Origin of the sequence: Pseudomonas sp. TH08 (assembly GCF_016651275.1) — a bacterium.
GTDB lineage: Bacteria > Pseudomonadota > Gammaproteobacteria > Pseudomonadales > Pseudomonadaceae > Aquipseudomonas.
Genome location: NZ_JAEKEE010000002.1, coordinates 251,058 through 272,160, shown reverse-complemented (window position 1 = coordinate 272,160; position 21,103 = coordinate 251,058). Strand labels below are relative to the sequence as shown.

At 58.9% G+C, this 21,103-nt stretch carries 24 protein-coding genes; 22 read left to right on the top strand and 2 right to left on the bottom strand.

The annotated features are described in order from the left end of the window. Positions 1-20: 20 nt before the first annotated feature. The gene (locus tag JFT91_RS10890; protein ID WP_201146499.1) at positions 21-599 is read right to left on the bottom strand and encodes a Maf family protein; all 579 of its coding nucleotides are present in this window, start codon (positions 597-599) and stop codon (positions 21-23) included. A gap of 105 nt (positions 600-704) precedes the next feature. On the opposite strand from JFT91_RS10890, the gene JFT91_RS10885 reads away from it, so the two are divergent. The 17 genes from JFT91_RS10885 (at position 705) to JFT91_RS10805 (ending at position 14,421) form a co-directional block, all read left to right on the top strand. Then, on the top strand, positions 705-1,232 hold the full coding sequence (locus tag JFT91_RS10885) for a YceD family protein (protein WP_160059012.1): 528 nt from the start codon (positions 705-707) through the stop codon (positions 1,230-1,232). A 13-nt stretch (positions 1,233-1,245) separates the two neighbouring features. Continuing rightward, positions 1,246-1,428 (top strand): 50S ribosomal protein L32, encoded by a 183-nt coding sequence (gene rpmF, locus JFT91_RS10880; RefSeq protein ID WP_008152339.1) that lies wholly within the window; start codon positions 1,246-1,248, stop codon positions 1,426-1,428. Between the two features lie 4 nt (positions 1,429-1,432). Beyond that, positions 1,433-2,443: a phosphate acyltransferase PlsX gene (gene plsX, locus JFT91_RS10875; protein WP_201146500.1), complete on the top strand. Its 1,011-nt coding sequence runs from the start codon at positions 1,433-1,435 to the stop codon at positions 2,441-2,443. Positions 2,444-2,566: 123 nt separating this feature from the next. Next, positions 2,567-3,505, top strand: coding sequence for an ACP S-malonyltransferase (gene fabD / locus JFT91_RS10870; RefSeq protein WP_201232387.1), 939 nt, complete (start codon positions 2,567-2,569; stop codon positions 3,503-3,505). 16 nt (positions 3,506-3,521) lie between these two features. Then, positions 3,522-4,265, top strand: a complete 744-nt coding sequence (fabG, locus tag JFT91_RS10865) for a 3-oxoacyl-ACP reductase FabG (RefSeq protein WP_008086267.1) — start codon at positions 3,522-3,524, stop codon at positions 4,263-4,265. Between the two features lie 196 nt (positions 4,266-4,461). After that, the gene (gene acpP, locus JFT91_RS10860; RefSeq protein WP_003175607.1) at positions 4,462-4,698 is read left to right on the top strand and encodes an acyl carrier protein; all 237 of its coding nucleotides are present in this window, start codon (positions 4,462-4,464) and stop codon (positions 4,696-4,698) included. 112 nt (positions 4,699-4,810) lie between these two features. After that, positions 4,811-6,055: a beta-ketoacyl-ACP synthase II gene (fabF, locus tag JFT91_RS10855; RefSeq protein WP_201231014.1), complete on the top strand. Its 1,245-nt coding sequence runs from the start codon at positions 4,811-4,813 to the stop codon at positions 6,053-6,055. Continuing rightward, positions 6,055-6,870: an aminodeoxychorismate lyase gene (gene pabC, locus JFT91_RS10850; protein WP_201232386.1), complete on the top strand. Its 816-nt coding sequence runs from the start codon at positions 6,055-6,057 to the stop codon at positions 6,868-6,870. The genes fabF and pabC overlap by 1 nt, the downstream gene beginning before the upstream one ends. Before the next feature lie 3 nt (positions 6,871-6,873). After that, the gene (gene mltG, locus JFT91_RS10845) at positions 6,874-8,049 is read left to right on the top strand and encodes an endolytic transglycosylase MltG (RefSeq protein WP_201232385.1); all 1,176 of its coding nucleotides are present in this window, start codon (positions 6,874-6,876) and stop codon (positions 8,047-8,049) included. 19 nt (positions 8,050-8,068) lie between these two features. Then, entirely contained in the window at positions 8,069-8,701 is a 633-nt protein-coding gene (gene tmk, locus JFT91_RS10840) for a dTMP kinase (protein ID WP_201232384.1), read from the top strand. After that, positions 8,694-9,677 (top strand): DNA polymerase III subunit delta', encoded by a 984-nt coding sequence (locus tag JFT91_RS10835; protein WP_201232383.1) that lies wholly within the window; start codon positions 8,694-8,696, stop codon positions 9,675-9,677. The genes tmk and JFT91_RS10835 overlap by 8 nt, the downstream gene beginning before the upstream one ends. Positions 9,678-9,719: 42 nt before the next feature. Further along, the gene (locus JFT91_RS10830; protein ID WP_201146507.1) at positions 9,720-10,076 is read left to right on the top strand and encodes a PilZ domain-containing protein; all 357 of its coding nucleotides are present in this window, start codon (positions 9,720-9,722) and stop codon (positions 10,074-10,076) included. A 14-nt stretch (positions 10,077-10,090) separates the two neighbouring features. Further along, the gene (locus tag JFT91_RS10825; protein WP_201232382.1) at positions 10,091-10,882 is read left to right on the top strand and encodes a TatD family hydrolase; all 792 of its coding nucleotides are present in this window, start codon (positions 10,091-10,093) and stop codon (positions 10,880-10,882) included. Between the two features lie 351 nt (positions 10,883-11,233). Further along, the gene (locus JFT91_RS10820) at positions 11,234-11,872 is read left to right on the top strand and encodes a TetR/AcrR family transcriptional regulator (protein WP_007908276.1); all 639 of its coding nucleotides are present in this window, start codon (positions 11,234-11,236) and stop codon (positions 11,870-11,872) included. 137 nt (positions 11,873-12,009) lie between these two features. Then, positions 12,010-12,978, top strand: a complete 969-nt coding sequence (locus tag JFT91_RS10815; RefSeq protein ID WP_201232381.1) for a GTP 3',8-cyclase MoaA — start codon at positions 12,010-12,012, stop codon at positions 12,976-12,978. Between the two features lie 261 nt (positions 12,979-13,239). Next, entirely contained in the window at positions 13,240-13,845 is a 606-nt protein-coding gene (locus JFT91_RS10810) for a DUF4823 domain-containing protein (RefSeq protein WP_201231006.1), read from the top strand. 15 nt (positions 13,846-13,860) lie between these two features. After that, positions 13,861-14,421 carry a DUF1285 domain-containing protein gene (locus JFT91_RS10805; protein WP_201231005.1) on the top strand — a complete coding sequence of 187 codons (561 nt, stop codon included), beginning with the start codon at positions 13,861-13,863 and terminating at the stop codon, positions 14,419-14,421. 57 nt (positions 14,422-14,478) lie between these two features. Here JFT91_RS10805 and JFT91_RS10800 read toward each other — a convergent pair whose 3' ends face one another. Further along, on the bottom strand, positions 14,479-15,351 hold the full coding sequence (locus tag JFT91_RS10800; RefSeq protein ID WP_201232380.1) for a lipase family alpha/beta hydrolase: 873 nt from the start codon (positions 15,349-15,351) through the stop codon (positions 14,479-14,481). Between the two features lie 196 nt (positions 15,352-15,547). Here JFT91_RS10800 and JFT91_RS10795 point away from each other — a divergent pair, with 196 nt between their 5' ends. From JFT91_RS10795 to araG, 5 genes are all read left to right on the top strand, one after another. Continuing rightward, the gene (locus JFT91_RS10795) at positions 15,548-16,264 is read left to right on the top strand and encodes a FadR/GntR family transcriptional regulator (RefSeq protein ID WP_201231004.1); all 717 of its coding nucleotides are present in this window, start codon (positions 15,548-15,550) and stop codon (positions 16,262-16,264) included. A 128-nt stretch (positions 16,265-16,392) separates the two neighbouring features. Then, positions 16,393-17,268, top strand: coding sequence for an SMP-30/gluconolactonase/LRE family protein (locus tag JFT91_RS10790; protein WP_201232379.1), 876 nt, complete (start codon positions 16,393-16,395; stop codon positions 17,266-17,268). 270 nt (positions 17,269-17,538) lie between these two features. After that, complete coding sequence (locus JFT91_RS10785; protein WP_201232378.1) at positions 17,539-18,357, top strand: SDR family oxidoreductase; 819 nt, start codon at positions 17,539-17,541, stop codon at positions 18,355-18,357. Between the two features lie 135 nt (positions 18,358-18,492). Then, positions 18,493-19,497: a substrate-binding domain-containing protein gene (locus JFT91_RS10780; RefSeq protein ID WP_201232377.1), complete on the top strand. Its 1,005-nt coding sequence runs from the start codon at positions 18,493-18,495 to the stop codon at positions 19,495-19,497. A gap of 55 nt (positions 19,498-19,552) precedes the next feature. Further along, entirely contained in the window at positions 19,553-21,097 is a 1,545-nt protein-coding gene (gene araG, locus JFT91_RS10775; protein ID WP_201231000.1) for an L-arabinose ABC transporter ATP-binding protein AraG, read from the top strand. Positions 21,098-21,103: the final 6 nt, after the last annotated feature.

Sequence of the window (21,103 nt, the reverse complement as noted above, 5' to 3'; positions counted from 1 at the left end):
GCAGGCTGCGATCTTTTGCTTTATGGAATCTGCACGCCTTCAGCCAGCAGCATGTCGATCAGGCGAATCAGTGGCAGGCCGATCAGGCTGGTGGCATCCGGGCCTTCGGTGGACTGGAACAGACTCACCCCCAACCCTTCAGCCTTGAAGCTGCCGGCGCAGTCGTACGGCTGCTCGATGCGCAGATAACGTTCGATGCTCGCCTGATCGAGCTGGCGCATGTTTACGGTAAACGGCACGCAGTCGACCTGGCATTGGCCGGTGTGGCTGTTGAGCAGTGCCAGGCCGGTCAGGAAGGTCACGCTGGCGCCACTGGCGGCCAGCAGTTGCTCGCGGGCCTTCTCGAAGGTGTGTGGCTTGCCGATGATCTGCTCGCCGAGTACGGCAACCTGATCGGAGCCGATAATCAGATGAGCGGGGTGGCTGGCAGCCAAGGCTCGAGCTTTTTGTTCGGCGAGGCGTTTGACCAGTTCGGTGGCGGACTCGCCCGGGCGGTGGCTTTCATCGATGTCCGGCGAGCTGCAGACGAACGGCAGGTGCAGGCGGGCGAGTAATTCGCGACGATAGGTCGAGCTTGAAGCGAGTAATAAAGGCAACATTCGCGTCTCCTGAGGCAGGTATGAATTCTAGCGGAGGCACGCAAGTGACGGACAGGGCACAATTTCCTTTGACATGGGTGGGTGCATCCCTATAATGCTGCGCCTATGTTGAATGACCCGATTCCACCTCACGTTGACCCGCGCAAATTGGCTGACCGTGGCACCACCCTTCAAGGTGAAATGCTGCTGGCCGATTTGGAGAGACTCTGCGACCCGCTTTCCGACAATGTCGGTACGGTGCAGGCGAAATTCGTTTTTGAACGAGATGAACGTAAATCTGTGGTAATCCACAGCTTTATCGACACCGAGGTCAAAATGGTTTGCCAGCGTTGTCTTGAGCTGGTCACCCTGCCGATCCATAGCGAATGCAGTTACGCTGTGGTGAAGGAGGGTGCGAATACCCAGTCGTTACCGAAAGGTTATGACGTGCTGGAACTGGGCGAAGATCCATTGGATCTGCAGTCACTGGTCGAGGAGGAGCTTTTGCTCGCCTTGCCTATCGTGCCTGCTCATCATCCGGAAGAATGCCAGCAGCCGGCGGGTCTCGATGAGCCCGAACCGAGCGAGGACGAGTCAACGCGGTCCAACCCGTTCAGTGTATTGGCGCAGTTAAAGCGTGACCCAAACGTTTAGGAGTTAATCAATTATGGCTGTTCAGCAGAACAAAAAATCCCGCTCTGCCCGTGACATGCGTCGTTCGCACGACGCCCTGACGGCAAGCACTCTGTCTGTAGAAAAAACCACCGGTGAAATTCACCTGCGTCACCACGTATCGCCAGAAGGCGTATACCGTGGCCGTAAAGTGATCGACAAGGGCGCTGACGAGTAATCACTTGTCTGCTCAAGTCATCGCGATTGACGCAATGGGCGGGGACTTCGGTCCCCGCAGCATTGTTCAGGCCAGCCTCGCTTGCCTGTCTGCTACGCCCTCGCTGCACCTGACCCTCGTCGGTCAACCCTCCCTTCTCGAAGAACTGATCAACGGCCAATCGGCTGCCGATCGCGCGCGCCTGACGATTGTTGCGGCAAGCGAAGTCATCACCATGGACGAAAAACCGACCCAGGCCTTGCGTGGCAAGCCGGACTCGTCAATGCGTGTCGCCCTTGAGCTGGTGCGTGATGGCAAAGCTCAGGCCTGTGTCAGCGCTGGCAATACCGGTGCGTTGATGGCCCTGTCGCGGTTTGTGCTGAAAACCTTGCCAGGCATTGACCGGCCGGCAATGGTTGCGGCGATTCCGACGCAGAAGGGTTATTGCCAGTTGCTCGACCTGGGCGCCAACGTCGATTGCAGTGCCGAACATCTGTTGCAGTTCGCGGTGATGGGCTCTGTGGCGGCGCAGACGCTGGGTATCGCCCGTCCGCGTGTAGCGCTGCTGAATATCGGCACCGAAGACATCAAAGGCAATCAGCAGGTCAAGCTGGCGGCGACGCTGCTGCAGGCCGCCCGAGGCATCAACTACATCGGCTTCATTGAAGGTGATGGGTTGTATCGCGGTGAGGCTGACGTGGTGGTTTGTGACGGTTTCGTCGGCAACATCCTGCTCAAGTCCAGCGAAGGGCTGGCGACGATGATCGCTGCGCGCATTGAGGCGCTGTTCAAAAAGAACTTCGCCTCCCGTGTTGTTGGCGCTTTGGCGTTGCCATTGATGAAGCGTTTGCAGGCTGATCTGGCACCGGCGCGACATAACGGCGCAAGCTTCCTCGGTCTGCAGGGCATTGTGGTGAAAAGTCACGGTTCGGCCGGGGTTCAGGGCTTTCAGAGTGCGATTCAGCGTGCGCTGATCGAGATTCAGGAGAACTTGCCCGAGCGCCTCCACGGTCGTCTGGGGGATTTGTTGTCTTAGGCGTTTTCGTCGGACAATGCTTAAATGTGACCGCCCGGTTCAAAGGGCCATCCAACTGTCAGTTTCTTGCGTCCCCAAGCGGGGCGTCATTTTCCGGCGACAAGATCATTAGGGGCTTGTTACATGTCTGCTTCCCTCGCATTCGTCTTTCCAGGACAGGGTTCGCAGTCCCTCGGCATGCTGGCCGAGTTGGGCGCGCAACATCCGCTGATCCTCGAAACTTTCAAAGAAGCATCCAATGCTCTGGGCTATGACCTGTGGGCGTTGACCCAGCAGGGCCCGGAAGAGCTGCTCAATCAAACCGATAAAACCCAACCGGCCATTCTGACCGCTTCGATCGCTCTGTGGCGTCTGTGGCTGGCTGAAGGTGGCGCGCGTCCGGCATTCGTTGCCGGTCACAGCCTGGGTGAATACAGTGCACTGGTTGCTGCCGGTAGCCTGACGCTGGCTGATGCGGTAAAGCTCGTTGAGCGCCGTGGTCAGTTAATGCAGGAAGCTGTTCCGGCCGGGCAGGGCGGCATGGCTGCCATCCTCGGTCTGGAAGACGCAGACGTGCTGGCAGCCTGCGCTGAAGCAGCGCAAGGCGAAGTGGTCAGCGCGGTGAACTTCAACTCTCCAGGCCAAGTGGTTATCGCAGGTGCCAAGGCTGCTGTAGAGCGCGCCATCGAAGGCTGCAAGGCGCGTGGCGCCAAGCGTGCCATGCCACTGCCGGTCAGCGTGCCATCGCACTGCGAGCTGATGCGCCCGGCCGCCGAGCGTTTTGCCGAGTCCATCGCCGCCATCGACTGGCAGGCGCCGCAGATTCCGCTGGTGCAGAACGTCAGCGCGCAAGTGCCGGCCGATCTGGAAACCCTCAAGCGTGATCTGCTCGAGCAACTCTACAAGCCAGTACGCTGGGTCGAGTCGGTACAGACGCTGGCCGCCAAGGGCGCGACCAATCTGGTCGAATGCGGCCCGGGCAAAGTGCTGGCCGGTCTGAACAAACGTTGCGCCGAAGGCGTTGCGACTTCCAACCTCAATACCCCAGACGCTTTCGCTGCCGCTCGTGCAGCGCAAGCCTGAATCAGGAGAAACTTGCATGAGTCTGCAAGGTAAGGTTGCACTGGTCACCGGTGCAAGCCGCGGTATCGGCCAGGCCATCGCATTGGAACTGGGTCGTCAGGGCGCCATCGTAGTGGGCACCGCGACCTCCGCTTCGGGCGCTGAGCGCATTGCCGCGACCCTGAAGGAAAACGGTATTCAAGGCACTGGCCTGGAACTCAATGTCACCAGCGACGAATCGGTCAGCGCGGTGTTGGCGAGCATTCAGGAACAGTTCGGTGCGCCAGTGGCGATCCTGGTCAATAATGCCGGTATCACCCGCGATAACCTGATGATGCGCATGAAAGACGATGAGTGGTACGACGTGATCGATACCAACCTGAACAGTCTATTCCGCCTGTCCAAGGGCGTTCTGCGCGGCATGACCAAGGCGCGTTGGGGCCGAATTATCAGTATTGGCTCGGTGGTGGGTGCAATGGGCAACGCTGGCCAAGTAAACTATGCAGCCGCCAAGGCCGGTCTGGAAGGTTTCAGCCGTGCAATGGCGCGTGAAGTCGGTTCGCGTTCGATTACGGTCAACTCGGTAACCCCAGGGTTCATCGACACCGATATGACCCGCGAGCTGCCGGAAGCACAGCGTGAAGCCTTGCAGACGCAGATTCCGCTGGGTCGTCTGGGACAAGCTCAAGAGATCGCCTCTGTGGTCGCTTTTCTTGCATCCGACGGTGCGGCATACGTCACTGGGGCTACAATCCCGGTGAACGGTGGGATGTACATGTAAGTAAAATGTGACGGATTGCTTCAAAAAAATGTCATACGAGCTGTCTAAAATCCGTTATAAAGCTGCAATCTATTTATAGGCAGAGGGCCGCAGGGTTTGAGGAGTGAAGCTTTCAGTTGAAAAGCTGAAAAGTCTTTCTATACACTTACCCACTGGCCAGCTGCCTGAATTTGTCCATTAGGAGTGAAAACAAGGTATGAGCACCATCGAAGAGCGCGTCAAGAAAATCGTTGCCGAGCAACTGGGCGTTAAAGAAGAAGAAGTGGTTAACACTGCTTCCTTCGTTGAAGACCTGGGTGCCGACTCCCTTGACACCGTTGAGCTGGTGATGGCTCTGGAAGAGGAATTCGAGACCGAAATCCCTGACGAAGAAGCTGAAAAGATCACTACTGTACAAGCTGCAATCGACTACGTTACTAGCCACCAGGCGTAATAGTTTGTAATCGTTGTTTGCTGTCATGGAAAAACCGCACTGCCATCATGGCGTGCGGTTTTTTCTTTAGGCCTGATGCAAAGTCGTCGTCATTTGAAAAAAGGAGAGTGCTGTGTCGCGTAGACGCGTCGTAGTCACCGGTATGGGTATGTTGTCGCCACTGGGCACGGATGTGCCGAGCAGTTGGCAGGGCATTCTGGCTGGCCGCAGTGGCATTGGTCTGATCGAACACACCGACCTTTCTGCCTATTCCACCCGCTTTGGCGGCTCGGTGAAGGGCTTCAATGTCGAGGAATACCTGTCGGTCAAGGAAGCACGCAAGCTCGACCTGTTTATTCAGTACGGTCTCGCAGCGGGTTTTCAGGCGGTTCGCAACTCGGGTCTGGAAGTCACCGACGCCAACCGTGAGCGCATTGGCGTGGCCATGGGTTCGGGTATCGGCGGTCTGACCAACATCGAAGAAACCAGCCGTACTCTGCATGAGACGGGTCCGCGTCGAATTTCGCCATTCTTCGTGCCAGGCTCGATCATCAATATGATTTCCGGCTTCCTGTCCATCCATCTGGGTGCACAGGGGCCTAACTACGCTATCGCCACTGCATGTACCACCGGTACGCACTGTATTGGCATGGCGGCGCGCAACATCATGTACGACGAAGCCGACGTGATGATCGCCGGCGGTGCCGAAATGGCCGCGTGCGGTCTCGGTATGGGCGGCTTCGGCGCATCCCGTGCACTGTCGACTCGCAATGATGAGCCGACCCGTGCCAGTCGTCCGTGGGACAAGGGCCGTGATGGTTTTGTGCTGTCCGACGGTGCCGGTGCTCTGGTGCTCGAAGAGCTGGAACACGCCAAGGCTCGCGGTGCGACCATCTACGCCGAGTTGATCGGTTTCGGTACCAGCGGCGACGCGTTCCACATGACCTCGCCACCTGCCGACGGCGCCGGTGCAGCGCGCTGCATCACCAATGCGCTACGCGATGCGAAGATCAACGCCGATCAAGTGCAATACATCAACGCCCACGGTACTTCGACGCCAGCCGGTGACCTTGCTGAAGCCAATGCGCTGAAGAGTGTATTCGGCGACCACGCGTACAAACTGGCGGTCAGCTCCACCAAGTCCATGACCGGTCACCTGTTGGGTGCGGCGGGCGCGGTAGAGGCGATTTTCAGTGTGCTGGCAATCAACAGCCAGGTGGCACCGCCAACCATCAACCTCGAAGAGCCGGACGAAGGCTGCGATCTCGATTTCGTGCCGCACACTGCGCGCAACATGGACATCGATGTCGTGCTGTCCAACTCCTTCGGTTTTGGCGGCACGAACGGCACCTTGGCGTTCCGTCGGTTCGCCGGCTGATGGACAGCTGGGTCGACGGTCAACCGGCTGACGCTCTGTCGCTGAAAGATCGCGGCCTGGCTTATGGCGATGGTCTGTTCGAGACCATCGCCGTGCGCGGCGGCCAGCCGCTGTTGCTGGATCGCCATCTGGCGCGTTTGGCCGACGGCTGTTTGCGTCTGGCCATCGCGGCGGATATCGAACTGATTCGCCAGGAGCTGCTGAGCTACGCGGCAGCGATGGGCGAGGGCGTGCTCAAGCTCATCCTCAGCCGTGGCGACGGTTTGCGTGGTTACGCGCCCGATCCTGCGGCGCCGGGGCGACGTATTCTGCAAAGCAATCCTCCTGCGGCCTATCCCGCCGTTCACGGCGAACAAGGTGTACGCCTGTTTCCGTGCAGCACACGTTTGAGCCATCAGCCTTTGCTCGCCGGACTGAAACACCTCAACCGACTGGAACAGGTCCTCGCCCGCGCCGAATGGCAGGACAGCGAGCATGCCGAAGGCTTGATGCTCGACCAGGCCGGTCGCGTCATTGAGGGGGTGTTCAGCAATCTGTTCCTGGTGCGTGACGGTGTGTTGATCACCCCGGATCTGAAACGCTGCGGTGTCGCGGGTGTGATGCGCGCCGAAATTTTGTTTCAGGCCGAGTCATTGGCGATCCCCTCGCAAATTGCCGACATCAACCTCGAACAACTGCAATGGGCTGATGAAGTCTTTCTCTGCAACAGCGTGTATGGCGTCTGGCCGGTACGCGCCTACGCTGCACTGAGCTGGTCGGTTGGCCCGCTCACCCGTAAACTGCAAACCATTTCCCGCGCCCTACTGGATGCCTGATTCGTGAGACGTAAACTCTTGCTGCTGCTGGAAACCGGATTGGTTCTGGCAGGGCTGCTGCTGGGCGCCAGCGCCTGGAAGATTAATTCTGCGCTGGAACAGCCCCTGAACATCACGCAGGAAGAACTGCTGGATGTGCCGAAAGGCTCGACCCCAACCCGTACTCTCCTTGGACTGGAAACCGATGGCGTCATCAAGGACGCGTTCTGGCTTCGGGTCTATTGGCGTTTCAACCTCGCCGGCACGCCGATCCACAGCGGTGAATACCGCATGCAGCCAGGCATGACCGTCAACAGTCTGATCGACTTGTGGAAACGCGGCGAAGTGGTTCAGTACAGCCTGACCCTGGTCGAAGGCTGGAATTTCCATCAAGTGCGCGCCGCGTTGGCCAAGGACGAAAAGATCGAGCAGACCCTCACAGGTTTGAGCGACAGCGATGTCATGGCAAAGATTGGCCATAAGGGCCTGTTTCCGGAAGGGCGTTTCTTCCCCGACACCTACCGCTTTGTGCGTGGCATGTCCGATGCCGAATTACTGAAAAAGTCTTTCGATCGGCTCGATGAAGTGCTGGCCAGTGAATGGGAAAAACGTTCGGCTGATGTGCCTTACAGCGAGCCGTATCAAGCGCTGATCATGGCCTCGCTGGTCGAGAAGGAAACCGGCGTGCCCCAGGAGCGTGGGCAGATTGCCGGTGTTTTCGTGCGGCGGATGGCCTTGGGCATGCAGTTGCAGACCGATCCGACAGTGATCTACGGTTTGGGTGACCGTTACACCGGCAAATTGACCCGGGCGCATTTGAAAGAGCCAACGGCGTATAACACTTACGTGATTCCTGGCTTGCCGCCAACGCCGATCGCAATGGTCGGGCGTGAAGCGATTCATGCGGCGCTGAATCCGGTGGAAGGCACCAGCCTGTATTTCGTCGCGCGTGGCGACGGCAGCCATGTGTTCTCCGACGATCTCGATGCGCATAACAGTGCGGTGCGTGAGTACCAACTCAAGCGGCGAGCTGATTATCGCTCCAGCCCGGCACCGGTCACGACGCCCGAAGCGGCTCCGGCGACTGATCAAGCGATTCCTGCGGCATCCCCGGACACCGCGCCGGAATCGCTGCCACAGGTTGCGCCTCAGGAGCCTGCAGCCGCTCCGGAAACCGCCGCCCCACAAAACACGCAATGACTTTGATTAAGGACTGCCTGTGACTGGCTTGTTTATTACCCTGGAAGGCCCGGAAGGCGCCGGCAAGAGCACCAATCGTGAATACCTCGCCGAGCGTCTGCGTAGCGCCGGTATCGAAGTGCTGTTGACCCGTGAGCCCGGCGGTACGCCGCTGGCCGAGCGAATTCGCGACGTGCTGCTGGCTCCGGCCGACGAAGTGATGAACCCGGACACTGAACTGCTGTTGGTCTTCGCCGCCCGCGCTCAGCACTTGGCGCAAGTGATCCGCCCGGCGCTGGCCCGTGGCGCGGTGGTGCTGTGCGATCGTTTCACCGATTCGACTTATGCCTATCAGGGTGGCGGTCGTGGTTTGTCGCTGGAGCGTATCGCCACGCTGGAAACCTTCGTGCAGGGCGACCTGCGTCCGGACCTGACGCTGATTTTCGATCTGCCGGTGGAAATCGGCCTGGCCCGCGCCAGTGCCCGTGGCCGTCTGGATCGGTTTGAACTGGAAGGACGGGCGTTTTTCGAAGCTGTGCGCAGTGCGTTCCTGAAGCGTGCCGAAGCCGATCCTGCGCGCTATGTGCGCATCGATGCCGGTCAACCACTGGCCAAGGTTCAACAATCGCTGGATACCTTGCTCCCGAACTTGCTGGAGCTGGCCCGTGGCTGAGGCCTATCCATGGCAGGACAGCCTCTGGCAGCAACTGGCCGGGCGTAGTCAGCACGCGCACGCCTACCTGCTGCATGGCCCCGCCGGGATCGGCAAGCGGGCGCTGGCCGAGCGCTTGATGGCAAGCCTGTTGTGTCAGCGTCCGACGCCGCAAGCCTGCGGCGAGTGCAAATCCTGTCTGCTGCTCAAGGCCGGCAGCCATCCGGACAATTACATCCTCGAACCAGAGGAAGCCGACAAGGCGATCAAGGTCGACCAGGTGCGCGATCTCGTCAGCTTCGTGGTGCAGACCGCACAATTGGGCGGGCGCAAAGTGGTGTTGATCGAGCCGGTCGAGTCGATGAACATCAACGCCGCCAACGCCTTGCTGAAAAGCCTTGAAGAGCCATCCGGCGATACCGTTTTGCTGCTGGTCAGCCATCAGACCAGTCGTTTGCTGCCGACCATCAAGAGCCGTTGCGTGCAACAGGCCTGTCCGCTGCCGAGTGAAGCGATGAGCCTGCAGTGGCTGGCTCAGGCGCTGCCGGACTGTTCGGCTGAGGAGCGCGTCGAGTTGCTGACGCTGGCCGCCGGTTCGCCGTTGATGGCGGTCAGTCTGCAAGCGCAAGGCGTGCGTGAACAGCGTGCGCAGGTGGTCGAGGGTGTGAAGAAGTTGCTCAAGCAACAGCAGTCGCCGACGCAACTGGCCGAGGAATGGAAAACCATCCCGATGCTGCGTCTGTTTGACTGGTTCTGCGACTGGTCGAGCCTGATCCTGCGCTATCAATTGACTCAGGATGAGGCAGGCCTGGGGCTGACTGATATGCGCAAGGTCGTGCAGTACCTCGCGCAGAAAACGGCACAGGGCAAAGTCCTCGAGATTCAGGACTGGATTCTCGCCCAGCGGCAGAAAGTCATGAGCAAGGCCAACCTCAACCCGGCCTTGTTGCTGGAAGCGTTGTTGGTGCAATGGGCGGGATTGCCTGGCCAAAGATAACAATGTGTACCTAGACTCTGAGCATCAGCAGTGGAGGTCATCATGAATGAACCCGTCAGCCCCGGGCCGCGTAACGGCATTTTGTCCCTGACCATCAAGGACAAGTCGGTGCTATACGCCGCCTACATGCCGTTCATCAGGAATGGTGGTCTGTTCATCCCGACCAACAAGAGCTACAAGTTGGGCGATGAGGTGTTCATGCTGCTCAACCTGATGGACGAGGCGGAGAAGATTCCAGTGGCCGGCAAGGTCACCTGGATCACCCCCAAAGGTGCGCAAGGCAACCGCGCCGCCGGTGTCGGCGTGCAGTTCAACGATGGCGACAACACCGCTCGCAGTCGCATCGAAACCCATCTGGCCGGAGCCCTCAAGTCCGACCGTCCTACTCATACGATGTAAGTAGCCGTATTTTTATGCTCGTAGATTCCCATTGTCACCTTGATCGCCTCGACCTTGCCGCCCATGACGGCTCGCTGGATGCTGCACTCGATGCGGCCCGGCAGCGCGGCGTAGGGCACTTTCTGTGCATCGGCGTGAGTGCCGACAACGCCGCCGACGTCAAAGCCCTGGCTGAGCGTTATGACGACGTCGATTGCTCGGTTGGCGTGCATCCACTGGATGTGCAACCGGGTGCAGCCCCGGCACTGGACTGGCTGCTGCACGAACTCAATCATCCGAAAGTGGTGGCGATCGGTGAAACCGGTCTGGATTATCACTACGAACCGGAAGCCGCCGAGTTGCAGCAGGAGTCATTCCGCCTGCACCTGCAAGCGGCGCAGCAAACCGGTAAGCCGGTGATCATCCATACCCGCGGCGCGCGTGCCGATACCCTTGAACTGCTGCGCGAAGCGGCGCTGCCCCAGGCCGGTGTGCTGCATTGCTTCACCGAAGACTGGGACATGGCCAAAGCCGCTTTGGACATGGGTTATTACATTTCTCTGTCGGGGATTGTCACGTTCCGCAACGCCGATGCCCTGCGCGATGTCGCGAGCAAGGTCCCGGCTGATCGCCTGTTGGTAGAGACCGACTCGCCGTATCTGGCGCCTATCCCTTATCGCGGCAAACCCAACCTGCCGCAGTACGTGCGCGAAGTGGCGGAATTTTTGGCGATGTTGCGCGGTGAAAGCTACGAGCGCTTCGCCGAGCAGACCACCGAAAACTTCAAGCGCCTGTTTCCGTTGGCCAGTGTTAAATCTGCCGTGTAACGGGCGGCCAAATCGCAGGCAAAAAAAACCCGGGTTCTGGGGGGTGAATCCGGGTTAAGACCATTAGGAGTAAAACAAAGGCACGCGGTCCTTTGGTACCTTTATCGGCGCGACACTTGGGGGAGATGTCGACCGACAGTTCAAGTATTGATCAGTCTGGCGTGCAGTCCAGTTGGCCGGTCGGGGTTTTTAAACAAATTTGGAATACGTTTGCTTCAGTTGAGTTCTCATTGCGCCCAAAACGTTCTCAAAACGAGCAAGAAACACAGATATGGTCGGATGATCCGTGCATTTTTGCGCAAGTTAGGCATAATACGCGGCTTCGAATTTTGACCCTTCAGACCTTTTCTTATGCACAAAGAACCTCGTAAGGTCCGTGAATTTCGTCGCCGCGAGCAAGAAATTCTCGATACCGCGCTCAAGCTGTTCCTCGACCAAGGTGAAGACAGTGTCACCGTCGAGATGATTGCTGATGCCGTCGGTATCGGCAAAGGCACGATCTACAAGCACTTCAAGTCCAAGGCCGAGATCTACCTGCGGCTGATGCTCGATTACGAGCGCGATTTGAACGAGCTGCTGCATTCGGCCGATGTCGACAAGGACAAGGAAGCGCTGTCCCGCGCCTACTTCGAATTCCGCATGCGTGACCCTCAGCGCTATCGCCTGTTTGATCGTCTCGAAGAGAAGGTGGTCAAGGGCAATCAGGTGCCGGAAATGGTCGAGGAGCTGCACAAGATCCGTGCCTCGAACTTTGAACGCCTGACCCTGCTGATCAAGGGCCGTATCAGTGAAGGCAAGCTCGAAGACGTGCCGCCGTACTTCCATTACTGCGCGTCCTGGGCGCTGGTGCACGGCGCTGTTGCGCTGTATCACTCGCCGTTCTGGAGCAATGTGCTGGAAGATCAGGAAGGTTTCTTCCAATTCCTGATGGACATTGGCGTGCGGATGGGCAACAAGCGCAAGCGCGACCCGGAAACGCCTAGCAGCTGAGCCATTCAGCTGCCTTATTGCGCCATTATTTCGCTACATGACGCAGTACCGCAGGAATATACTCAGGCATAGGGCTTGCTAAAACTTGATTTGTGAGTCAAGTTTTAGCGGCTCGAAATTCTTTCGCCGGAGTGATCATGATCGTTGACCGTCAAGGCAGGCGTTTTCGCAATTTGCGGATCAGCCTGACCTCAGCCTGCAATTATGCTTGTACCTACTGCGTGCCCAACGGCAAGCGGCTGGTGGCTGCGCAGGATGAACTGTCGGCCGAAGCCATGGCGCGCGGCGTCGAATATCTGATCGAAGCTGCCGGCATCGAGCGTTTGCGCATCACTGGCGGTGAGCCGCTGGTCAGCCCCAAACTCGAATCGTTCATGACCGCCGTCGGCAAGATGGGCCTCGAAGACATCAGTCTGACCACCAACGGCCAACTCCTCGCAAAAAAACTCCCGCTGCTGGTGGATGCCGGTCTGCGTCGGATCAACGTGTCCCTCGATACCCTCGACGCTGCGGCATTCCGAAGCATCGCCCGTGGTGGCGACCTGGCCACCGTCCTCGACGGCATGGATAAGGCCGCGGCGGCGGGGATGAAGATCAAGGTCAACATGGTGCCGTTGCGCGGGCAGAACCTCGATCAGGTGATGCCGTTGCTCGATTACTGCCTCGCGCGCGGATTCGAATTGCGGTTCATCGAGCTGATGCGCATGGGGCATCTGGCCAAAGACTCCAATGCGTTCCTGCAACAGTTTGTCAGCCTGCAACAATTGCTTGAGCTGATCGGCGAGCGCTACGAGTACGCGCAAACCGATGCACCCGTAGACGCTACGGCCGTGCGCTACGCGATCCCCGGTCTGGGCAACTTCGGCGTGATTGCCAACGAAAGCGTACCGTTCTGTAGGACTTGCTCACGCTTGCGCCTGTCGTCGACCGGTTGGCTGCATGGTTGCCTGTCGTCGAGCAACCGCCACTATGTCGGCGATCTGCTCGACAAGCCGCGCCACCAGGCGCTGCCTGCGTTGCAACGTCTCTTGGTGAAAGCCTTGGGCGACAAGCAGGAGGTGGCGTTCTCCGGCGGCGCGACAGTCATGAAAATCATCGGCGGCTGATTGTGGTGAGGGGATTTATCCCGATGGGTTGCGCAGCGACCCCAAAACCATCCTCCTGATTCTGCCTGGCTCACCATAGATACCGAAATTACGACGGCTGCGCCGCCGAGCGGGAGCAAGCTCCCTCGCCACAAAGGCTTCATTTCTGGCCTTTGGGGCGTCATTTCAAATTCGATACCTGCACATTTTCAAGGACTGGCGCAAAAGCTGCATCCAACGGCCATTCGCCGGTTTTCCGTCACCGGCCTCTGGAGGAATAGGATGCGTAGCCTGGTTTTGCTGCTGGCCGTTTTGGCGCTTGGCGGCTGTATGACTGTCAGCGATATGGCCGAAGGCACTCGCTACCAGATGAGCGATGCTGGCTTGCTGGATCACAGCGATAGCCGTCGGGTGAATAACTTCCGCATTCAGCCGGATTCGTTTGTCTATATCGCTCAGGGGGCGTTTGCGCCGCCGGGCGGTTCCTACCCACGGCCGAACGTGGTCGCCGAAGAAGCGTTCAAGAGCTTTGTCGAATACTTCCCCATGGTTCGCCGCGCCCGTGCGCCGGAAGGCCTCGATCAGGCAATGGGCGAAGCCCGTGATGCCGGTGCGCACTATCTGCTGTACACGCGGTTTGCCAAGGCTGACGACCGCATCGGCAACTCCGATGAATGGCTTGACCAGGAAGCTGTGGATCGCCTCGGCATCGACGGCGGCGTGATTCAGATCATGTTGATCGAGACCAGCACCCAGTATTTGATTGATACTGCACGGATCAAGAGTCGTGGCGGTTTACTGACGTTCCACGACAACAAACCCGAAGACCTGATCGGCCCGCCGCTTGCCCAATACGCACGCAGCCTGTTAGGTGTCAGCGACCAGTAATTCAAGGAGTACGCCATGAGTGGCCCGCAAAAAGCCAATGACCTGTTGGGACAGATCCCCAAAACCAAAGGCTTGCCGCCGGTGCACTTGTGGAACCCGGACTTCTGCGGCGACATCGACATGCGCATTGCCCGTGACGGCACCTGGTACTACCTGGGTACGCCGATCGGGCGCAAGCCGATGGTCAAGCTGTTCTCGACGATCATGCGCCGCGACGGCGACGATTACTTTCTGATCACCCCGGTCGAGAAGGTCGGGATCAAGGTCGACGACGCGCCGTTCGTGGCGATTGCGGTCGAGGTTGAAGGGGAAGGGGAGGCGCAGGTTTTGCGCTTCACCACCAACGTCGATGAGACTGCCGAGGCGGGGACTGAGCATCCGATCCGGGTCGAGATCGATCCGGCGACGCAAGAGCCAGCGCCTTATGTGCATGTGCGCACTAATCTCGAAGCGTTGATCCACCGCAACGTGTTCTATCAATTGGTCGAGTTGGCGGTCAGCCGTGAAATCGACGGTCAGCGCTGGCTAGGCGTATGGAGCGGCGGCGAATTCTTCCGCATTGGTCTTGAGCCATAAGTCACGCTGCATGTTTTGCAAATGGCCCGCTATTGCAGCGGGCCATTTTTTTGCGCCTTACAAGCCTTTGTCCTTGAGCCGTGCAGCGTGTTCAAGATAGAGACGAACCGGGCTGACGTTCCAACTGGTGATTCCGGCGAGCTGGTTGACGGCGTCGAAGTGGTCCATCGGGTAATCCGAACGAATGACCTTGCCCAGATGCGAGCTGTACTGCCCGACCAAGCCATCGTTGGCGTTCTTTTCCTTGTAAAACAGCTTCGACAGCACGATGCAGTTCAAATGTGACGGATCGAGGGGTTGCAGGCTCTGGAAGTTCTGCACGATGCCGCTCCAGGAATAGTAATACACGCCGTTTTCGACTTCGTTACCTTCACCGCCCCATTGTTTGGGTACCCCTTGTGGGTATTTTTTGTTAAACGTCGCCAGTCCGGCGCTGGTCAGCGATTCGAAAGCAGCCTGAGGGTCCTGTGGGTTTTGCGGATGTCCGCTGAGCAGCGAGATAAAGGTGCCGACCGCGCCTAGTAGCGCCAGTACCAGCGCTTCCGGTAGTTCGCCGGGGGTTAATGCCTTATGCAGCTGATCGGCAATTTCGGAACCATGGTTGGGGCAACTGACCGAGGTGACCGAGGCGACCTTTTCCGGGTGCAGCGCGGCGACATAGCGCGCCGCCAGCGGGCCCTGGCTGTGGCCGATAAGGTTGACCTTGGCTGCGCCCGTCTCGCGCAATATGCGATTAACGTGTTCCAGCAGCTTTTCCCCGCGTTCCTCATTGCCGTTTACTGCTGGAATATTCACGGCAAACACGGTGGCACCCTCTCGCTCCAGTGCTTCCTTGATTTCGAAGAAGTAGGGATAACCGGCGATTTTGTCGAAGCCGAAGAGGCCGTGGATCAAAACAATTGGGTATTGCGTAGACGCATCCTTGTTCATGCTCATACCTGTCGATAGCGAAGTTGAGTGAAACAGATGCTATTGACTGCTTGATCTGTCGCGCCTTAACCGTAGGTCATGGAATGGCTTTACTCAAATAGACTCGAGCAGATGGAGATGGGCAGAAATATCGAATTGACAGACAATCATATGATCATTAGCTTGAGCATCCATCGCGTCCCGCTTTGAGGTGTTCATGTCCAGCAGCTTTCACGCGTCGACGGTCGACTGGCTCGGCAGCTGGATAGCCGCCGGCCAGGTCAAACCGGGGCAGACCATCAAGGTCGAGGCCGATCTCGGCGAGCAGCTCGGGGTCAGCCGTACCGTCATCCGCGAAGCAATCAAAACCCTTGTCGCCAAAGGCATGCTCGAAGTCGGGCCGAAAGTCGGCACCCGCGTGTTGCCGGTGCGGCGCTGGAATCTATTCGATCCGCAAGTGGTCGGCTGGCTGTCGCGCAATGGCTTGCCGGAAAACTTCGTCGATGACCTGCTCGACCTGCGCCGCACCATCGAACCGATGGCCGTGCGCTGGGCTTGCGAGCGGGCGACGCTGGCACAGATTGATGCGGTGCAACTGGCCTACAACGCCCTTGAGCGCGCGGTCGACAGCGGCGTTGATTACAACCGCGCCGATCAGGCCTTTCACGAATGCATTCTGGCCGCGAGCCACAATCAGTTCATCGAACAAATGGTCCCGGCCCTTGGCGCGCTGCTGGCGGTGTCGTTTGAAGTGTCTGCTGCCGACCCCGATGAACTGCGCCGCACATTACCGATCCACAAAGACATGGCCGACGCCATCGCCGCCCGCGATTCGGCGCGCGGCGTGTGGGCCTGCATGACCCTGATCGACAACGCCGACCTGGCGATCAAACGCTTTTATCCAAAAGTCATGGCCGACAAAAAAGCCGGTTAAGACGAATTCCCCCTGTAGGAGTGAGCCTGCTCGCGATAGCGTCGTATCAGGCAAAACAGCTTCGACTGATCCACCGCGATCGCGAGCAGGCTCACTCCTACAGTAAAAACAACAATGGAGACCGTTATATGCCGTGGACCGCCCTGACCCAACACCGCGCCCAACTCGGTGAAGGCCCGTTCTGGGATGCGCCGACCCAGGCGTTGTACTGGGTCGATATCGCTGGCAAACAGGCCCTGCGCCTGATCGGCCAGAACGTACAGATCTGGCAGATGCCTGAACACATTTCGGCGTTCATCCCCTGCAACAGCGGCGATGCGCTGGTGACCCTGAGCAGCGGCGTCTACCGCCTCGATCTCGATTCTCCTGGCCTCGAACCGCGCCTGAGCCTGTTTTGCGTCGCCGACCCGCAACCCGGCAATCGCCCCAACGAAGCGCGCTGCGATGCCCAGGGTCGCTTGTGGCTCGGCACCATGCAGAACAACATCGGCGAGCAAGGCGAGGATCTGCCGGTGATCCGCCGTTCCGGAGGCCTGTTCCGCATCGATCCCGATAAACGCGTGACACCGTTGCTGCGCGGTCTGGGGATTCCCAACACGCTGCTGTGGAGCGATGACGGCACCACCCTGCTGTTCGGCGACAGCCTCGACAGCACGCTGTACCGCTATTTCATCCACACCGACGGTAACCTCGACATCGCCCACGTCTGGTACGGCCCCGATCAACAGGGCGGCCCGGACGGTTCGGCGATGGACGCCGAAGGCTATGTGTGGAATGCCCGTTGGGACGGCAGTTGCCTGTTGCGCCTGACGCCCGATGGCTACGTTGACCGCAAGATTGATCTGCCCGTCAGCCGTCCGACCAGTTGCGTGTTCGGCGGCGACGATTTGAAAACCCTGTACATCACCAGTGCCAAGAGTCCGGTCAACCATCCACTGGATGGCGCGGTGCTGTCGATGCGCGTCGACGTACCCGGAAAACTCTGCACGCGCTTTGCTGGTTAATCCCAGAATATGGGATGCAAAATTATATATTGAGATTATTTGGCGGTCGGGTTTATAGTCGGCTGCAGCAGTAACACGCACTCACACTTAAAAAGAACAAAACAGGTGAAGTGATGCAGCGAATCTCTATCGCACTCCCACGTGGAGTCCGCGTCTGGCAACGGCCCGCAGCCGTCGGCCGCGCCTGCCTGTTTCATTCAACACGCCTTCCAGACCGGACATCGCCAGATGCCCGGTTTTTTTGGGGCTGCGAAACAGGAGTTCTGATCCATGGCTGAACCTCTTTCCCTGCCGCCAGTGCCCGCGCCGCCGAAGGGCGAGCGTCTGAAAAACAAGGTCGTGTTGCTGACCGGCGCCGCTCAGGGCATCGGTGAAGCGATCGTTGCGGCATTTGCCTCGCAGCAAGCGAAACTGCTGATCAGCGATATCCAGGCCGAGAAGGTCGAGCAGGTTGCCGCGCACTGGCGTGAACAGGGCTTTGATGTACAGGCGATCAAGGCGGATGTCTCGCGCCAGCATGATCTGCACGCCATGGCCAAACGCGCCGTTGAACTGCACGGGCGCATCGATGTGCTGGTCAACTGCGCCGGGGTCAACGTGTTCCGTGATCCGCTGGAAATGACCGACGAAGATTGGCATCGCTGCTTCGCCATCGACCTCGATGGCGCCTGGTTCGGTTGCAAAGCGGTGTTGCCGCAGATGATCGAGCAGGGCGTCGGCAGCATCATCAACATTGCCTCGACCCATTCCAGCCACATCATTCCCGGCTGCTTCCCGTACCCGGTGGCCAAACACGGTTTGCTCGGCCTGACCCGCGCGCTCGGTATCGAATATGCGGCGAAAGGCATTCGCGTCAACGCCATCGCCCCGGGCTACATTGAAACCCAGCTGAACGTCGATTACTGGAACGGTTTCGCCGACCCGCACGCCGAACGTCAACGCGCCTTCGATCTGCACCCGCCGAAACGCATCGGTCAGCCGCTGGAAGTGGCGATGACGGCAGTGTTGCTGGCCAGTGATGAAGCGCCGTTCATCAATGCTTCATGCATCACCATCGATGGTGGTCGCTCGGTGATGTACCACGACTGAGCACTGCGGCTTTCATGCGGATAAATCCGCTTGAAATCCAATCATCATACGATATGACTATGTTCAACAGGCTTTGCAGGACCTTGATTTAACGCTTTTCAAAATTTGCTCAAAAAAATAACAAGGAGTCAGCTTATGAAACGTCGTTTCGGGATTCGTACCCTGTGCAGTACCGCCCTGGCGGTCACCGCGTTCAGCCTGAGCAGTTCGCTGTTCGCTGCCGACACCGTGAAAATCGGTTTTCTGGTCAAGCAGGCTGAAGAGCCGTGGTTCCAGACCGAGTGGGCCTTCGCCGAGAAGGCCGCCAAGGACAAGGGTTTTGAACTGATCAAAATCGCCGTGCCCGATGGCGAGAAAACCCTCTCTGCCATCGACAGCCTCGCTGCCAACGGCGCCAAGGGCTTTGTGATCTGCCCGCCGGACGTCTCGCTCGGCCCGGCAATCATGGCCAAAGCCAAACTCAATGACCTGAAAGTAATTGCCGTCGACGACCGTTTCGTCGACGCCAATGGCAAATTCATGGAAGACGTGCCGTACCTCGGCATGGCTGCGTTCGAAGTCGGTCAGAAGCAGGGCGCCGCCATGGCCGCCGAAGCGAAGAAGCGTAACTGGGACTGGAAAGACACCTACGCGGTGGTCAACACCTACAACGAACTCGACACCGGCAAGAAACGCACCGACGGCTCGGTGAAGTCACTCGAAGACGCCGGTATGCCGAAAGACCACATCCTCTTTGCCGCGCTGAAAACCCTCGACGTGCCCGGCAGCATGGACGCTACCAACTCGGCGCTGGTGAAACTGCCGAGTGCGGCGAAGAACCTGATCATCGGCGGCATGAACGACAACACCGTGCTCGGCGGCGTGCGCGCCACGGAAGCCGCCGGGTTTGCCGCGGCCAATGTGATCGGCATTGGCATCAACGGCACTGACGCCATCGGCGAACTGAAAAAGCCCAACAGCGGCTTTTTCGGCTCGATGCTGCCAAGCCCGCACATCGAGGGCTACAAGACTGCTGAAATGATGTACGAGTGGGTCACCACCGGCAAAGAACCGCCGAAGTACACCGCCATGGACGACGTCACCCTGATCACTCGCGAGAACTTCAAGCAAGAGCTGGAAAAAATCGGCTTGTGGAACTGACGCAGCAGCGGCCCGGTCAGCCGGGCCGTTTGATCGGTGTGATAGAGGTGGCTTTATGCACGCGCAAGTACAGACACAACAACACAGCTCCGGCGGCAGCCTGCGCTTCAACGGGATCGGCAAAACCTTTCCCGGCGTGAAAGCGCTGGACGGCATCAGCTTCGTCGCCCATCCCGGCCAGGTTCACGCCTTGATGGGCGAGAACGGGGCTGGCAAATCGACTTTGCTGAAAATCCTCGGCGGCGCTTACATTCCGAGCAGTGGCGAGTTGCAGATCGGCGAGCAGACGATGGCGTTCAAGTCGACGGCTGACAGCATCGGCAGCGGCGTCGCGGTGATTCACCAGGAACTGCATCTGGTGCCGGAAATGACCGTCGCCGAGAACCTGTTTCTCGGTCATCTGCCGGCCAGTTTCGGTTTGATCAATCGCAGCACATTGCGCCAGCAAGCGTTGAATTGCCTCAAAGGCCTGGCCGACGAAATCGATCCGCAGACCAAGGTCGGGCGCTTGTCGCTCGGCCAGCGGCAACTGGTGGAAATCGCCAAAGCGCTGTCGCGTGGTGCCCATGTCATCGCCTTCGACGAACCGACCAGCAGCCTTTCGGCCCGTGAAATCGACCGCTTGATGGCGATCATCGGCCGCTTGCGCGATGAGGGCAAAGTCGTGCTTTACGTGTCCCATCGCATGGAAGAAGTGTTCCGCATCTGCGACGCCGTGACCGTGTTCAAGGACGGTCGCTACGTGCGCACCTTCGACGACATGAGCCAGCTGACCCACGATCAACTGGTGACCTGCATGGTCGGTCGTGACATTCAGGACATCTACGATTACCGCCATCGCCCGCGTGGCGCCGTGGCGTTGAAAGTCGATGGCCTGCTCGGCCCGGGCCTGCGCGAACCGATCAGTTTCGAAGCGCACAAAGGCGAGATTCTTGGCTTGTTCGGGTTGGTCGGGGCAGGGCGCACCGAGCTGTTTCGCCTGCTCAGTGGTCTGGAGCGCAACACTGCCGGACGCCTTGAGCTGCGCGGCCATGAACTGAAATTACGTTCACCGCGCGACGCGATTGCCGCCGGCATTCTGCTGTGCCCGGAGGATCGCAAGAAGGAAGGCATCATCCCGCTGGCCAGCGTTGCCGAGAACATCAACATCAGTGCGCGTGGCGCCAACTCCGGCCTCGGCTGCCTGATTCGCGGGCTGTGGGAAAAGGGCAACGCCGACAAGCAAATCAAGGCGCTGAAAGTCAAAACCCCGCATGCCGGCCAGCAGATCAAATTCCTCTCCGGCGGCAATCAGCAGAAGGCCATTCTCGGCCGCTGGTTGTCGATGCCGATGAAGGTCTTGCTGCTCGACGAACCGACTCGCGGCATCGACATTGGTGCCAAAGCGGAGATCTACCAGATCATCCATAACCTCGCCGCCGAGGGTATTTCGGTGATCGTGGTGTCCAGCGATCTGATGGAAGTGATGGGCATTTCCGACCGCATTCTGGTGCTCTGCGAAGGCGCCCTGCGCGGCGAAATCAGCCGTGACCAGGCCAATGAATCCAACCTGCTGCAACTGGCTTTGCCGCGCCACCGCGCTGACGGCGTGGCGAACTGAGAGGTG

Coding starts and splice junctions, on each gene's coding strand:
- JFT91_RS10795 (WP_201231004.1), top strand. CDS start 15,548: ATGTCCAGCAGCTTTCACGCGTCGACGGTCGACTGGCTCGGCAGCTGG.
- JFT91_RS10810 (WP_201231006.1), top strand. CDS start 13,240: ATGCGTAGCCTGGTTTTGCTGCTGGCCGTTTTGGCGCTTGGCGGCTGT.
- fabD (WP_201232387.1), top strand. CDS start 2,567: ATGTCTGCTTCCCTCGCATTCGTCTTTCCAGGACAGGGTTCGCAGTCC.
- fabG (WP_008086267.1), top strand. CDS start 3,522: ATGAGTCTGCAAGGTAAGGTTGCACTGGTCACCGGTGCAAGCCGCGGT.
- JFT91_RS10785 (WP_201232378.1), top strand. CDS start 17,539: ATGGCTGAACCTCTTTCCCTGCCGCCAGTGCCCGCGCCGCCGAAGGGC.
- JFT91_RS10815 (WP_201232381.1), top strand. CDS start 12,010: ATGATCGTTGACCGTCAAGGCAGGCGTTTTCGCAATTTGCGGATCAGC.
- acpP (WP_003175607.1), top strand. CDS start 4,462: ATGAGCACCATCGAAGAGCGCGTCAAGAAAATCGTTGCCGAGCAACTG.
- JFT91_RS10790 (WP_201232379.1), top strand. CDS start 16,393: ATGCCGTGGACCGCCCTGACCCAACACCGCGCCCAACTCGGTGAAGGC.
- JFT91_RS10805 (WP_201231005.1), top strand. CDS start 13,861: ATGAGTGGCCCGCAAAAAGCCAATGACCTGTTGGGACAGATCCCCAAA.
- araG (WP_201231000.1), top strand. CDS start 19,553: ATGCACGCGCAAGTACAGACACAACAACACAGCTCCGGCGGCAGCCTG.
- JFT91_RS10885 (WP_160059012.1), top strand. CDS start 705: ATGTTGAATGACCCGATTCCACCTCACGTTGACCCGCGCAAATTGGCT.
- JFT91_RS10820 (WP_007908276.1), top strand. CDS start 11,234: ATGCACAAAGAACCTCGTAAGGTCCGTGAATTTCGTCGCCGCGAGCAA.
- rpmF (WP_008152339.1), top strand. CDS start 1,246: ATGGCTGTTCAGCAGAACAAAAAATCCCGCTCTGCCCGTGACATGCGT.
- JFT91_RS10830 (WP_201146507.1), top strand. CDS start 9,720: ATGAATGAACCCGTCAGCCCCGGGCCGCGTAACGGCATTTTGTCCCTG.
- JFT91_RS10800 (WP_201232380.1), bottom strand. CDS start 15,351: ATGAACAAGGATGCGTCTACGCAATACCCAATTGTTTTGATCCACGGC.
- JFT91_RS10890 (WP_201146499.1), bottom strand. CDS start 599: ATGTTGCCTTTATTACTCGCTTCAAGCTCGACCTATCGTCGCGAATTA.
- pabC (WP_201232386.1), top strand. CDS start 6,055: ATGGACAGCTGGGTCGACGGTCAACCGGCTGACGCTCTGTCGCTGAAA.
- JFT91_RS10780 (WP_201232377.1), top strand. CDS start 18,493: ATGAAACGTCGTTTCGGGATTCGTACCCTGTGCAGTACCGCCCTGGCG.
- JFT91_RS10825 (WP_201232382.1), top strand. CDS start 10,091: ATGCTCGTAGATTCCCATTGTCACCTTGATCGCCTCGACCTTGCCGCC.